Origin of the sequence: Spirosoma terrae (assembly GCF_010435915.1) — a bacterium.
GTDB lineage: Bacteria > Bacteroidota > Bacteroidia > Cytophagales > Spirosomataceae > Spirosoma > Spirosoma terrae.
Genome location: NZ_JAAFZH010000012.1, coordinates 1 through 14,085, shown reverse-complemented (window position 1 = coordinate 14,085; position 14,085 = coordinate 1). Strand labels below are relative to the sequence as shown.

The window sequence follows — 14,085 nt, the reverse complement described above, 5'->3', positions numbered from 1 at the left end:
TTACGCTACAAGCAGGGAAGATTCATTGGCGTCAGGGCCGATTGGCTTTGCTGGGCCTGCCAGCGTTTACTCTGCGTATCGACAATTTTTTTAGCGCGTTCCAGGCTGGTCGTTACTACGTATACATAGCCGTCGATGAGGGACCGTACCTGGTACACAGTTCTGGAGCCGGTTATCGTGTATTCTTCGTTATCCTGCTGACCCGTGAGAGCCTCAATTGGCTCGATGCAATACCCTTTATACTCCATAGCGTTGTTATTATGGAGGTAAGATAGAGTTTTATATTTACATTTTTTTTAAAATGTATCTTTATTTATCGTATAGTTAGTCTTTTTTGATCGTACGTAGAATAATTCGTCTGGCAAATAGAAAAAGGCCGTTCCCTAAAGAACGGCCTGCGTTTGTCGATGAATTGGTAATATGTATAGAATCGGTCTTGCTTATTCGGCAAGGGCTTCTTCGGTTAAGACTTGATTGACAGGCGTTAAGGGCAGACCAAATGCGTCGGCTACGCCTTTGTACACCACTTTGCCATCGACCACATTCAACCCTAGTTGAAGGTCCATATTGTCGCGGCAGGCTTGTTGCCAGCCTTTATTGGCCAGTTGCAACGCATAGGGTAACGTAGCGTTGGTAAGCGCAACGGTAGAAGTGTAAGGAACGGCCCCTGGCATGTTGGCTACGCAATAGTGCACCACATCATCGATGATGAACGTTGGGTTTTCGTGCGTAGTGGGGTGACAGGTTTCAATACATCCGCCCTGATCCACGGCTACGTCTACAAGTACCGTTCCGGACCGCATCAGTTTGAGCATCTCACGGGTGATGAGGTGAGGAGCTTTCGCGCCTGGAATCAATACGGCACCAATAATCAGGTCACAGACTTTAATCATCTCCCGAATGTTGTATTCGTTCGACATCATTGTCTGTACGTTAGGAGGCATAATGTCGGACAGGTAACGCAGACGGGGCAGGCTAACATCCATGATGGTCACATGAGCACCCAGTCCTGCGGCCATCTTAGCGGCCTGTGTTCCAACAATACCACCGCCTAAAACCAGTACGTTGGCTGGTTTCACGCCTGGTACGCCACCCAGCAGGATACCACGTCCTTTCAGCGGTTTCTCGAGGTATTTGGCTCCTTCCTGAATCGCCATCCGACCCGCTACTTCCGACATAGGAACCAGCAGAGGAAGGCTACGATCAGGACGTTCTACGGTTTCATAAGCAAGGCAAACGGCACCTTTAGCCAGCATTGCTTTGGTGAGCTCTTCCGACGAAGCAAAGTGGAAATAGGTGAACAGCAGCTGACCTTCTTTGATCAGATCATATTCAGCCGCAATCGGTTCTTTTACCTTGATGATCATTTCGGCAATGCCGTACACTTCCTCAATGGTTGGAAGCATAATGGCACCTGCGTCAATATAGCCTTCATCGTCAAAACCACTACCTTCACCAGCATTCACCTGTACATAAACAGTGTGACCATACTTACGAAGTTCTGTGACACCGGCCGGGGTCAATGCGACGCGGTTTTCGTTGTTTTTGATTTCCTTGGGAACACCAATAACCATGGTAGCTGGTACTTTTAAGGTTGGTATTAAATGAATAGGACAAAGATAGAGTAGATGGATAAGTTTTCTGATAGACTGCTTTTTTTTGGGAATATTGGTCACGAATTTTATTTTTATCAGGAAAAAAGCCTACTGATGACCAAGTTAGCTCTCTATTGCCGTAAAAAATTCCAACATGACTCATCTGGATGCGATTGATCAAAAATTATTGGCACTCCTGCAGGAAGATGCCCGGCTAACCATTCAGGAGATCGGACAGCGAATCAATCTGTCAAAAACGCCGGTTCATGAACGTATCAAGCGGCTGGAGCGCGAAGGCATTATAGCGCGTTACGTTACCATTCTGGATAAGAAAAAGCTGGGTAACCTGCTGATGATCTATTGCCAGGTTACGCTGGACCGGCAGACTCGCGATGCCTTCGCTGATTTTGATGCGGCTATTCGTGAGCTACCCGAAGTGCTCGAATGTAACAGAGTATCGGGTACGTTCGATTATTTACTGAAGATTGTGAGCCGTGATATGGAGACGTATAATCGATTCTATCAGGAACGGCTGTCGGTTATTCCCGGTACGTTGCACATCAGCAGCTTTTTTGTGATGGCAGAAGTCAAAAACTCAACGATCATACCAATGAGTGGGAAATAATACATTACGTATTACTCCCTGCGCCCTGAAGGGGGATAAACTCGCGGATAAATTTCTTCCCCTTTAGGCCAATCTTGAGGGGGGGCACGTGGATGATATAAACCCCTTATTTGAGCCACTTTTTCACCCCTAATTCCCCTAAAGGGGACTTTATTCAAGCGCGAGTAAAGTCCCCTTTAGGGGATTTAGGGGTGAAAATCTAAGTAAAATTGACCCTTTGGAACACAGAATTAAGCTCTTTTCAAAACCCCTATAAGATTAGCCTTTGGAGGACGGGGTAATACGCGCAAAACCCAGTTTGAACTGCCATAAATCAGGGAATGAAAAACCGTCATGTCGAGTTCGGAAGCCCGACACAACGGCAGTCGATTGGGGGTTAATTACCCAATGCATTGTAGATTAACAGTTGATTGGTCGATACGACCCGGTCGCCGGGAGCCAGGCCGCCCGACAGGAATGTTTTATCACCAACGCTTTTGTAGACATCGACCTCACGCACGATCGGGTGATTCTCCCGATTGACAACGACAACGAAATTCCGATTTTTGTCAAAAACGACGGCTTTGGCCGGAATCGTGACGCGCTTATCGTGTCCGGCATACGTAATACTGACGTTGGCAAACATTTCCGGCTTCAGACGATAGTCGGCATTGTCGAGGGTTACGCGAACTTTCAGCGTTTTACTTTCAGCGTCTAATACGTTAAAGATTTTATCGATATGGCCGCGAAAGACTTTGTCGGGGTAGGAGAGGGTGGTGATGGTTGCCGGATCGCCTTCGTGGACATTGGCCAGATCCGATTCGTAGACATTGGCCATAACCCACACCCGATCCAGATTAGAAATCGTAAACAGATTTTCGGGATCGTCGGACCGGAGCTCCATGCCGGGTGAGGCCGCTTTCTCGACAATAAATCCGCTCATCGGCGCTTTAACAACGTATACAGAGCCGTTACCGCCCAGAATCTGCCGACGTTCATTCACCCGATTCACTTCCCCTTTGGCAGCCAGGAGCTGTTCTTTACTAGCGACGAGTTCGCGCTGGGAGCTTAAACCGGCATTCGCCATATCTTCGGTAACCTGGAGGTTTTTCTGAGCCACCGATAACTGACCGCGCGCAGCTATGCCCTGTTGCTCCAGATCGGCCAGATCGCCCGAGCGGATGATGGCCAATGTTTCGCCCTTGCGGACGAAATCGCCCAGATCGGCTTTGATGGATTCGATATGGCCACCCACCAGCGGAAATACCTTGACGACCTGGTCCTGATTAAAGGTAACTTTTCCGGTCAGGTTTAATTCATTGACTGCATTTTCGAAATGCGCGGTATCGACATGGGCGGTTGCCAGCAGATTTGTTTCATGCCGTTCCGTAGTTGTCGCTTCATCGGGTTGCGCTGAGGAACCACAACTGCTAAGCCCCGCCACCAGCAATAATCCGGTAACGGCGGCCAGCGCCCGTTGCCGCAGCCGACTGTCGGACGATGGGTGGATGAGCAGACCAAAGGAAGACGCACTGGATTTATTGGTACTCACTCCCAAACGGTCGCGTAGCTGAACAGGTCGTGAGCAGGGCAATACGAACAATGACTTTTTCATGATTAGTTGTTAAAGGGGTTTGTACCGACCGCAAATCGAATTTCTTCGAGACTCTGCATCCGGTCGTTCTGGAGTTGAGCGTACTGAATCTGACTGCTTTTGTAGGAGTCGAAAAAATCCAGAAACTCAACTACGTCTATATTCTGCTTTTTATAGTTCGTCGTTACGCCGTCGATCAGCCGACTGAAGTCGTCGTTAAAGCGCTGATCGAAGGTGCGGTAGAGTTGTTCCGTTTGTTGGGCTTTGATGTACGCACGCTGGACGTCGCTGTCTACCTGCAACGTATAGGCTGCTACGTTCTGTTGGCTGCTCTGGATACGTACGCGGGCGGCCTGGATGTTTCCCTGGTTTTTATTGAGTAAGGGTAAGTTTATGCCAATCCCCACACCGAAATAGTTCGGAATGTAGCTGCCATTACGGTCATACGTACCCTGGAGGGTCAGATCAGGCACGGCCAGGGCTTTTTGTAAGTCCAGATTTTGCTGCTCCTGTTTGGCCTGGTCCCGATAGCCTTTCAGATCAAAACGGTGCTCCTCTGCCAGTTGATAGAGCGTAGGCAGGGCCAGGTTATTGACAGAATACGTATCAATGGTTTCGGATGTTACAATCGGCAGAAAACTAGTTGATGGGCTGCGATTCAGAAGCACGATCAGATCGCCCTGGTCATCGGCAATCCGGTGAAGTAGCTGTCGACGCTCGGTCGTTAAGCTGAATAAGTAAGCTTTAAGACGAGTTAAATCCTTGAGTGGTACGTTGCCTTTGTCGTACTGTTGCTGATAGAGCGAAACGGTTTGCTGTAACGTAGCAATCTCCTGATTATAAACGGATAGCGACTGCTGGGCAAAGTATAAATCGTAGAACGTAGTGTGTAGTTGATACGTCAGAGTCCGCAGTAAATCATACAGGCGATCCGTTGCTAACTCTGTTCCGGTTTTGGCAATGGCTACCTGTTTGTTCCGTTTACCGGCCAGCCGGATGAGTTGCTGAACCTGAACAACCTGTTGCCCACTCGACTGACTGAAAGGGAGAACATCTCTGGTTTGCTGATTGTACGGCATCGTTTCTACGTAGACTGCCGGATTAACACGTAGTTGAGCCTGAATTTCGTAAGCTTTGTTCTCGGTGATGCCGAGTTGAGAGGCTAAAACGGTAAGGTTATGCGCGTTAAACTGTTCGTCAGCCTGAGCCAGGGTCAGGCGGATGGTGTCGGACGTAGCAAATGATGAGATATTATTGTTCTGTGCCTGAGCAGTGGGAAATGCTACGGGAAGCAGTACTACTAAAATCGTAACTAAATAAGAAAGGGAAGACATCGTACGAATAAACCGATTGCCAAAATAGATTGATGGCGTTTTCGTCAGTAAATGTCCTTAAGCGGAATTAAACCCTTCTTAAACAGAAATTAAAAGTCTATTAAAGCATTTTACTAGGTAATTATACGGCGAGTGGGTGAGTCAAAAATGAATTAATTTTAGTGTAAATAATTGATAGTGAGATTATTGTATTTTGTGGGGCTAGCTGAGGTCTTATATAGTATTGATGGCTATGTGATTATATAGCAAAATGGGCCGACCAGGAAATACCTAGTCGACCCATTTGAACTTTTCAAATACGTTGAGTAATCGAAGTCGGCTTATTAGCTGACTTTTACGCTATCTTTTGCATTTTCGACACCTTCTTTAGCGTCATCAGCCAGGTTGTTAACCGTGCTGTTATAATCAGACTTTAAGTTTTCTTTGCTTTTGTTAAAAGCTTCCTGAGCCTGATCTTTATATTGGCTATATTGTTCTTTCGCTTTATCAGCGTACTGATTCACTTGTGATTTCGCTTGCTCGAGGCCTTCTTTCACCTGCGAAACGCCTTTTTCCCACTGATCTTTCAGGTCGCCAGAACGTTTATTGGCTTCTTCCGTTAATTTATCACGGGTTTCTTTACCGCTGCGGGGAGCCGTTAGAATGCCAATAACTACGCCTGTGATAATACCTGCTAAAAAATCGCGTGTGCTTCTCATTGTCTTGTTCGTTTTAGGTGATTGGTGATTCGTATTAAAACTTAGCTTTTCGCTTCGTTTGGGCGACAACGTCTTTGGCTTTTGCCGATGCATTGTCTACATAGTCTTCGTATTGGTTGCGGATGCTGTCAAGTCCAGTTTGCAATTGATCCTGGAGATCCTTAAAGAACGAATCGGTCTCAGATGAAATCCGTTTGCGGGTTTTCTTTCCACTCTCAGGAGCCAGTAAAACACCAACAACGGCACCTAATGCCAATCCTACTAATATTCCGGGTAACGATTTCATGATTGCTTGATTTAGTGTGTGATTCATTACGTCGTTCTACTAGAAAATTTTATACCAGAACGCTTTATTAATACTAAATGGCTGGTAGATAGTAAGTTGACCGGTAGTAAAGCGTAGTGGTGTGTCAGTACAGGTGAGGAGGAATTTCCACAAATGGCCCCAATTGTTCCTCAATTGATCGTAAAGGTACTAAAAAATGAAAATAGTTGACGTAGCGCATTGTTGCCCATGACTGGCGAGATAGCTACCAATAAAAATCCCTGCGCTCAAATTGACGCAGGGATTCCGTACCCACCGTAACTTGTACTTAACCTAAAATGAAACCACCTAAACCTAAATGTACCACCTTGTTAGGTATGTTATGTATTTCTTTATCAATGTTGAGCTCATTGAGAAAAGGTCTGTTTTGATGTCTCGCCTTAAACCCCTCTTCCCTGTATCAGGCGTAGGATAATTACTATTATGGCGATAACCAGTAGAGCGTGAATCAAATTACCTAACCCGAAGCTGTTAAATCCTAAGAAGCCCAGTAGCCAGATGATGATAAGCACAACCGCTATCGTGTATAGCAAATTTCCCATAACGTCGTTTGAGTAAATCAGAACAGATAGTCTCGTATTCGTCAATGTTTGTAGAAAAAGTTATGCCAAAAGGATCACATACATCTAAAAAGATGTAAAACAAATCTTAGTAGCTTGGAAATGAGGTTATATATAGAAATTCTATTAGGCCAGTTAGCCTAGACACTTGGAAGATTAGAATAGATTGATTGTGGAATAAGTTCTACAGTTGTAGAAATAGCGTAGAAAAAAGGCCCGCTCTGTTCCTCAGTTTTGGGGACATTTTATGGGCTGTCTGGTAGGGTTAATTTATCTATTAATGGCGCTAACATGCGCATTATCTGGGTTTTAGTAAGTATATATACGCCAGTCATTTACAGAAAATAATTATCCGGCACAAAATTTTATAGATACCTGGTTGAATAGTACAGCGGATAAATAGTTGGAAGCGTAATGATGGGAGTTAGCACTAGACCGCAATTTAAGCCGGCCCTGATGAATACAGTAAGTTCCCCTAAACGGGTATTAATCGTTGATGATGAGGCAGATATATGTTTACTGCTGTCGGGTCTACTTCGTAAACTAGGATATATTCCAACGTGTGCGCATTTTATTGAAGAAGGGCGCCAATGCTTGAATACCCAACAGTTCGACGCTGTATTCCTGGATCTCAATTTGCCGGATGGATTAGGCTTTGACCTTTTGCCATTCATTAAACAAGATCAGGCAGAGGCTAAGATCATTATGATAAGCGCGTTTGATGGGCAGGCCGAACGTCGTCGGGCCACGGAACAGGGCGCCGATTATTTTGTTGGAAAACCATTCACCCGCCGGTCGGTTGAGCAGGCATTGCAAACCATTCAGGTTTAAAGTATCTTTGTTTATGCAGCCGGCTAGTACCTTAGTACGTGCTTTTTTCGTTATCTAGCTGGCATTGTTTGCCTGAATCGGCTGCTACTACTTCATGGAAAAGATTTTAATCGTTGACGATAACAATGATATATGCCTGCTTCTGGAGCGTTTCCTGAGTAAGCAGGGTTATAAAACGGCGTCGGTCCAACGGGGTGAGGAAGGCCTTGCACTGTTACGGAAAGAGCCAGTCGAGTTAGTCATTTGTGATTTCAAATTACCTGATATTGACGGTCTGGAAATGCTGCGCCGAATAAAGGTGTTGCACCCTTCTACGGCCGTCATTATTATTACTGGTTATTCTGACGTGCGTATAGCCGTTCAGACGGTAAAACACGGGGCTTATGATTATGTAACGAAGCCGTTGTATCCCGATGAGATTCTCTATACGATCAAAAGCGCTCTGGAGCGCCGTAGCCAGTCGCTGAACCAGCCGTCTGATACGTCGGCACCATCTGCTACGTCTGGATCTGCTTCAGCTAAACCCGCTTCCACTAAATCTACTGCTAATAAAACGGCTATTGCCCCCGATGGCAAACGATTTATTTTCGGCAAAAGCCGGGTAGCCGAGCAACTGCAGAAGCATATCGACCTGATTGCGCCAACCGATATGTCGGTTATTATAACCGGAGAAACCGGTACGGGTAAAGAGTTTGTCGCTAATGCTATTCACCTGAAGAGTAAACGGGCAGATAAGCCCTTCGTGGCTATCGACTGTGGTGCTTTGAGTAAAGACCTGGCCGGAAGTGAACTGTTTGGACATGTGAAAGGTGCCTTTACCGGCGCTATGGCCGACAAGGCGGGTAGTTTCGAGTTTGCTAACGGGGGCACGCTGTTTCTGGACGAAATCGGAAACCTCTCCTACGACAATCAGATTAAGTTGCTTCGGGTATTGCAGGAACGTAAAATTCGTCGGATCGGCTCTAATCAGGACATTGCTGTTGATGTACGGATTATTGTAGCCACCAATGAGGATTTGCGCGAAGCAGTACGTCAGGGCCGGTTCCGTGAAGATATTTATCATCGAATTGCTGAGTTTGAAATTCATCTCTCTCCCCTCCGTGAGCGCAAAGCGGATATCATGATCTTTGCCGAGCATTTTCTGGAATTAGCTAATGTCCAGCTGGAAAAAGATATCATTGGCTTTAATGATGAAGCCAAAGAAAAGCTGAAAGAGTATTTCTGGCATGGTAATCTGCGCGAATTGCAGAACGTAGTAAAACGCTCCGTGTTGTTAACTCAGGGCGATTATATTGAAGCTGATGTATTACCGCAGGAAATTATTATGCCGCAATATTTGACGCCGGAAGATACAACAGGAGTGCAGGTAAATTTTGATCCGGCCCGCCCCGGAATACCAGTCATCAGTCAATCGGCGGCTAACCTTAAATCCGTTTCTGAGAACGCAGAACGCGCGGCTATTTTAAAAGTTCTTGAAAAAACAGGATACAACAAAACCAAAGCGGCTGAAGTGCTCAACATTGATCGTAAAACGCTTTATAATAAACTAAAGGCTTACGACATTCATTTGTAAACGATGATCGTATACGTAACAGAAAGGGCGCTCCAGTGGAGCGCCCTTTCTGTTACGTATACAGTTAGCAGTTAAGCGTAGATTAATTGAAGCTAAAGCCTACTGACAGAAGACCGACACCATTCTTAGCATTTCCTAAAATGGTCTGAGCTGCTCCGCTGTTTGCTATATTTTGCAAACCCTGCGCATAACGGGCGCCAACAAACGCCTTTCCAAAATAAATATTCAGACCACCCGCCAGACCATAATCGATCTTGTTGAAATTATCACGATTAATAGCCGTCGTGCCTGTACCAAAATCCCCGTTCGAATTCACATCAGAGTTCAATAAATACGATACGTAGGGACCTGCCTGTAGTTCAACAGCCTGACCTAACTTAAATGTTGCCAGAACCGGTAGTTCGGCGTAGTTCAAACGAAAGGTGTTTTTTCCGTTAAAACCCAGTACATTATAATCTGCCGAAGCACCTTTTGTGGTATATAACAACTCGGGCTGAATGGCAAAAAACTCACCCAGTGGAGCCTGGGCAAAAATACCAGCGTGAAAGCCAATCCGTTCATTTTTGTTGCTTACACCCTGACTGTCGTAGTAAAGAGAACTTGCGTTTAAACCACCTTTTAGACCCACTCGGGTACGGCCCTGAGCCAACGTGTCGGTTGAACCTGAAACAATAGCACCAGCTGTTAAAAAGGCAGCCGCCAGCAAAGCATTCATCTTGTTTTTCATAGCGTTGAATGTTGGATTATACAGTCGATAAATCGATCGCTGTTGCATTTTTCCATCAAATATTCGTGCCAGAACAGCCATCTGTATGAATGAGAATACGTATAGGGTTGACTTTCAGTAGTTTTTAGGTGGCTATGGCCTTGATCAAACGGTTTATGGTATACGTGTACTTTTACGTATTTTGCGGACTGAGTTCCACAAAATGGGGAATAAAACGTTCATGATGCCTTTACAGACCTTGGTAGGATGATTAAATGCCCGTCAACTTTTTTTGTTCTCTAGTAAAACTCTATAGTTGAGCGAATTTTATTTATTTTTGATAGCTATAAGTTTGGACACTACCTCGACAAAAATCATTGTATCATCAGTTAGTTATACCACCGTTCGTACAGGATGATGCAATGATACGTATAGCGGGTAGCACCTGATCGTAACGACTACTTTATCTAACTATGCAACGTAAGATTACCGCAATGACCGTTCTTATTGCCGATGATGATGCCGACGACCGAATGTTTCTTGAGCAGGCTATGCGACAGAATGGATATACTCAGTCAATAGAATTCGTTGAAAATGGCGAGCAATTGATGGAATATCTGCGCCAGGAAGGTCGTTATAATGAGCAAAATGCGCCCTGGCCAAATTTGCTTATTCTTGATCTGAACATGCCCCGTAAGAATGGTTTTCAGGCCTTGAGCGAAATAAAAGATGATCCCAAACTTCGTCGATTACCGGTTATCGTGATGACGACCTCGTCGACCGATGAAGATGTTATCAAAACCTACAATCTGGGGGTGAATTCGTTTGTAACAAAACCCTTTAATTTTAATCGTTTAGTCGAAATAATAGGTGCCTTGAAAACATATTGGATGGATACCGTTAAATTGCCCTGACAGATACCATCTGATTACGTATAGACCGTACTATTGTGACTGGTAAGCCTACTTATATTTATACATGCTAACTCGTTACTTCTCAATATGATAGTAGAACCTGCACTCGACGTTTCTGAAAAAACTAGCAACATTCGCGTACTGTTGGTCGAAGATGATGAAGACGACTATATGCTTACCCGAGCGCTGGTATCGGCGCGGGAGAATGCTAATATCAAACTCGATTGGGTAGATAGTTATGATAAAGCCCTTGACGCGGTCAAAAAGAATGAACACGATGTGTATCTGGTCGATTACCGCCTGGGCTATCAAACCGGTATTCACCTGATTCAGGAAGCATTCCGGCTGGGTTGTCAGTCGCCCATGATTCTGCTGACCGGCCAGGACGATCTAACAATCGATCAGTCAGCCCTTGAGCTTGGCGCTGCCGATTACCTTGTGAAGGGACGGATTGATGCGCAACTGCTGGGACGTAGCATTCGATATGCTCTCCGACAGTCCAGCGTACTGGCTGAAGTAGCCGAAAAGGAAAATAAATACCGATCTCTTTTTGAACGATCCATTGACGCCATTTTTGTGGCCGACGAGCAGCTGCGTTTTCAGGATGCCAACCCATCCGTAGAGCGCCTGCTGGGTTATAGCCGTAGCGAGTTGCAGCGGATTAATCCGGCTCGGTTATTTGCCGATTTTGATCACTTGCGTGAACTGCGCTTCAATGTGCGCGAATACGGTCAAATTAAAGATTTTGAAACAGTCCTGATCAGTCAGAATGGCCGTAAACGCATCTGTCTGGTGTCTGTCTGGGCAGTGGAAGACCGGGTAGGGCTACCGCACTGGTATCAGGGCATTGTTCGGGATATAACCGATCAGAAGCGGGCGCAGCAGGATCTGATCCTGGCTGAAAAATTAAGCATGACGGGTAAAATTGCCCGTAGTATTGCCCACGAGGTTCGGAACCCGCTCACTAACCTCAGTCTGGCACTGGAGCAGCTTAAGGATGAGCTGGACGTTGACAATGAATACATAACAATGTTTACGGACATTATCGGACGTAACGTCGATCGTATTGGTCAGCTCATTACCGAAATGCTTAATTCGTCCAAGCCCCGCGAGCTGGAGCGGAAACGGCAGGATTTCAATACGGTTGTGAAGGCAACTATCCAGCTGATTGCTGACCGTATTAAGCTGAAGCGGATGCGGCTGGAGTCGTATTTCTCCACGGACGATTGTGCCGCTTTGCTGGATAAAGAACAGGTCAAAACGGCCTTATTGAATATTCTGGTGAACGCCGTCGAAGCTATGGAAGAAGGCAAAGGCATACTGGTCGTGAAAACGTTCTGCACCGACGATAATCGTGTTTGTGTTGAAGTAACCGACAATGGCGGAGGCATTAGCGAAGCGGACCGCAAACGATTGTTCGACCCCTTCTTTACTGGTAAATCGGGTGGGATGGGCCTGGGCTTAACGGCCACTCAAAATATTATCAATAGCCATAAAGGCTCGATTGAGGTTGAAAGCCAGGTTGGCGAAGGCACTACGTTCCGGTTGTATTTTCCCAAGTAATAGCTTTGTTAGTCACTAACGAAAAGAGGGCTGGTGCATGCACCAGCCCTCTTTTCGTTAGTAAGTTTTGCTACGTAGCGGCCAGACGACTAAAAGCTAAACCGTGCACCAAGCTGAACCTGGAAGGGGTCACCTGAAGGCGTAACAGCGCCCGAGTTATTAACCCGGTAGTTATATTGTGGAACTGACGCGGTAAAGCCCGGTAAGGCCGCGCTGGTGCTGGTAGCCGGAACCCCCAGTGCATAAAGAGCCTGCGTGCCCAGCGACAGATTGGTGCCCCGATTGCGGTTCAGCAGGTTAGCGAAGTTGAATACGTCGGCCGAGATTTCCAGGGCGTATGTTTTACCAAACCGGAACCGCTTCAGGGCCCGTATGTCAAGCACACCATAGAAACCATTGATACCGCCATTCCGCTCGGCAATCCGTCCTGAATATGCGTTGATGTAGTTTTTCAGGCTCTGGCTAGCATCCGGATTATCGAGCAGCGTTTGCAGACCCGTCCGTATAGTAGCAGGTACTTCCGGGCTATTTCGATCGAAAACAAAAGCCAGGTCGTTTGTCGCTACAAAGTCGCCGTTGGTATTGGCCCCTGACAGTAGCGAATAACGTGTACCACCAATGCCCGTATACCGGAATCCTAGTGTGATGCCGTAGAATGACGGTGCCGTACCGTATATGACCACTTTGTTGCGGAAATGATTATCGGAATACGTCATGTTACTCAGGTTGCGTGGATCATCTTTCACCGGTAGCACCAGCGTAGCAGTGTTGGCTACGTTACCATTGTAGGTCACATTATCGCGGGTATCGTTCCAGGTGTAGCTGGCTGTAATCTCGCCGTCACGGAAATACTGCCACGTAGCGTCAACGACGGCAGCAAACTGATTGACCCGCCCTTCACTAGTCAGTTCCAGGACCCGCCCCAGCCGATTGCTGATACGGCCCAGTTGCCAGTCACCTACGCCACTTGTTGGCATAGTTGCCAGTGGTACATATACCCCCCGGTTGGCCTCATTGGCCAGTCGGAAGAAGGGTTCAGACACCATGTTGCGGTCGACGTACATGTAATTGTTACGTCCCAATGACATATAACCCGAAATACCTACTTTCAACTTGTCGGTCAGGAAGCGCGAGTACGATACGTTGGCTTTGTAGAGGACCGGTATCTTAGCGTCTGGGCCAGTCATGTTGATCGTTGGCACCTGGAACTGGGCTAGTGTTGGAATACTGGATGCGTTTTGCCGATAGGCCGCAAAATCGGGCGTCGGTACGTTGGCTCCCCGTACGTCGACGGTAGCAAAATGCTTGCCATCGAAGGTCAGGTTGTTAATCAGCATGTAGTTGTTGATGTCTGAGGCAAAGACTCCAGCTCCCCAACGGATAAAGGTGCGGTGTTCATTGTTTACGTCCCAGTTGAACTGAATACGCGGCTGAGGAATAAACGTTTTAATCTGGTTATCGGTACGTAATTTCAGTTCATCGAACACCACCTGGTTAAACTGAGCTTTCGGATAAATGGCATAGTCGAAACGCAACCCGGCGGTCATTTCCAGATCTGGCCGTAGGTGTGTAGTCAACTGCCCGTACGCGCCCAGATTGACAATGTTACCATATACGGTTGGATCCGCTACGAGTGGCACTTCCCGATAAAATCGGTATGGCTGCAGGTTGTTAAAATTGTCCAGCGCGGATATGGTTGTTACGACGCCATTGTTATTTACGGTGCTTTCATTGAAGTGAAAGCGGCCATTTACCTCGCTCCCGTACAACGACTTGGCGTGGGTATAC

The 14,085-nt window shown here is 46.5% G+C and carries 13 protein-coding genes and 1 pseudogene; 5 read left to right on the top strand and 9 right to left on the bottom strand.

Annotation, left to right across the window (positions count from 1 at the left end):
• Positions 1 to 5: 5 nt before the first annotated feature.
• Both GK108_RS21920 and ald read right to left on the bottom strand, forming a co-directional pair.
• Positions 6 to 248, bottom strand: a complete 243-nt coding sequence (locus GK108_RS21920; RefSeq protein WP_163953148.1) for a hypothetical protein — start codon at positions 246 to 248, stop codon at positions 6 to 8.
• A gap of 192 nt (positions 249 to 440) precedes the next feature.
• Positions 441 to 1,574 carry an alanine dehydrogenase gene (gene ald, locus GK108_RS21915; RefSeq protein ID WP_163953146.1) on the bottom strand — a complete coding sequence of 378 codons (1,134 nt, stop codon included), beginning with the start codon at positions 1,572 to 1,574 and terminating at the stop codon, positions 441 to 443.
• Between the two features lie 175 nt (positions 1,575 to 1,749).
• On the opposite strand from ald, the gene GK108_RS21910 reads away from it, so the two are divergent.
• Positions 1,750 to 2,220 (top strand): Lrp/AsnC family transcriptional regulator, encoded by a 471-nt coding sequence (locus GK108_RS21910; RefSeq protein WP_163953144.1) that lies wholly within the window; start codon positions 1,750 to 1,752, stop codon positions 2,218 to 2,220.
• A gap of 376 nt (positions 2,221 to 2,596) precedes the next feature.
• On the opposite strand, the gene GK108_RS21905 is transcribed toward GK108_RS21910, so the two are convergent.
• The 5 genes from GK108_RS21905 to GK108_RS21885 form a co-directional block, all read right to left on the bottom strand.
• Positions 2,597 to 3,814, bottom strand: a complete 1,218-nt coding sequence (locus GK108_RS21905) for an efflux RND transporter periplasmic adaptor subunit (protein WP_163953142.1) — start codon at positions 3,812 to 3,814, stop codon at positions 2,597 to 2,599.
• 2 nt (positions 3,815 to 3,816) lie between these two features.
• Complete coding sequence (locus tag GK108_RS21900) at positions 3,817 to 5,127, bottom strand: TolC family protein (protein ID WP_163953140.1); 1,311 nt, start codon at positions 5,125 to 5,127, stop codon at positions 3,817 to 3,819.
• Between the two features lie 323 nt (positions 5,128 to 5,450).
• Entirely contained in the window at positions 5,451 to 5,825 is a 375-nt protein-coding gene (locus tag GK108_RS21895; RefSeq protein WP_163953137.1) for a YtxH domain-containing protein, read from the bottom strand.
• Positions 5,826 to 5,859: 34 nt separating this feature from the next.
• A complete protein-coding gene (locus GK108_RS21890; protein WP_163953134.1) occupies positions 5,860 to 6,111 on the bottom strand; it encodes a YtxH domain-containing protein in 252 nt (83 codons plus the stop codon).
• 419 nt (positions 6,112 to 6,530) lie between these two features.
• Positions 6,531 to 6,692 carry a lmo0937 family membrane protein gene (locus GK108_RS21885; RefSeq protein ID WP_163953132.1) on the bottom strand — a complete coding sequence of 54 codons (162 nt, stop codon included), beginning with the start codon at positions 6,690 to 6,692 and terminating at the stop codon, positions 6,531 to 6,533.
• Between the two features lie 474 nt (positions 6,693 to 7,166).
• Here GK108_RS21885 and GK108_RS21880 point away from each other — a divergent pair, with 474 nt between their 5' ends.
• Both GK108_RS21880 and GK108_RS21875 read left to right on the top strand, forming a co-directional pair.
• Positions 7,167 to 7,541, top strand: a complete 375-nt coding sequence (locus GK108_RS21880) for a response regulator (protein ID WP_163953129.1) — start codon at positions 7,167 to 7,169, stop codon at positions 7,539 to 7,541.
• Positions 7,542 to 7,635: 94 nt separating this feature from the next.
• Entirely contained in the window at positions 7,636 to 9,114 is a 1,479-nt protein-coding gene (locus tag GK108_RS21875; RefSeq protein WP_163953127.1) for a sigma-54-dependent transcriptional regulator, read from the top strand.
• Positions 9,115 to 9,196: 82 nt separating this feature from the next.
• On the opposite strand, the gene GK108_RS21870 is transcribed toward GK108_RS21875, so the two are convergent.
• Positions 9,197 to 9,841, bottom strand: coding sequence for a porin family protein (locus tag GK108_RS21870; protein WP_163953458.1), 645 nt, complete (start codon positions 9,839 to 9,841; stop codon positions 9,197 to 9,199).
• Between the two features lie 452 nt (positions 9,842 to 10,293).
• On the opposite strand from GK108_RS21870, the gene GK108_RS21865 reads away from it, so the two are divergent.
• Positions 10,294 to 10,734, top strand: coding sequence for a response regulator (locus GK108_RS21865; protein WP_246225071.1), 441 nt, complete (start codon positions 10,294 to 10,296; stop codon positions 10,732 to 10,734).
• An 87-nt stretch (positions 10,735 to 10,821) separates the two neighbouring features.
• Positions 10,822 to 12,297, top strand: coding sequence for a hybrid sensor histidine kinase/response regulator (locus GK108_RS21860; protein ID WP_163953125.1), 1,476 nt, complete (start codon positions 10,822 to 10,824; stop codon positions 12,295 to 12,297).
• 89 nt (positions 12,298 to 12,386) lie between these two features.
• On the opposite strand, the pseudogene GK108_RS21855 reads toward GK108_RS21860, so the two are convergent.
• A pseudogene (locus tag GK108_RS21855) lies at positions 12,387 to 14,085 on the bottom strand (TonB-dependent receptor); the annotation flags it as partial.